This is a genomic window from Paenibacillus sp. sgz302114, from assembly GCF_056120345.1.
In genome coordinates, this window is the sequence record NZ_JBVYOI010000060.1 from 1 (window position 1) to 331 (window position 331).

1 protein-coding gene is annotated in these 331 nt (G+C 67.7%); it reads left to right on the top strand.

All coding sequences use genetic code 11. The annotated features are described in order from the left end of the window. On the top strand, positions 1 to 331 hold a 331-nt coding region (locus tag AC0LWF_RS27915; RefSeq protein WP_474654709.1), incomplete at both ends, for a 3-hydroxyacyl-CoA dehydrogenase family protein.

Genomic DNA, 331 nt, shown 5'->3' on the forward strand with positions numbered 1-331 from the left:
CCTCGTCTGAAACCATCGAGGCGGCCAAAACGATCTACGCCGGGCTCGGCATGCAGCCGTTGCACGTGCGCAAGGAAGTGCCCGGCTTCATCGCCGACCGCCTGCTGGAAGCCCTGTGGCGCGAGGCGCTGCATCTGGTCAACGACGGCGTGGCCACCACCGGCGAGATCGACGACGCGATCCGCTATGGCGCCGGCCTGCGCTGGGCCTTCATGGGGACCTTCCAGATCTACACCCTGGCCGGCGGCGAAGCGGGCATGCGCCACTTCATGCAGCAGTTCGGCCCGGCGCTCAAATTGCCCTGGACCTACCTGCCGGCACCGGAGCTGAC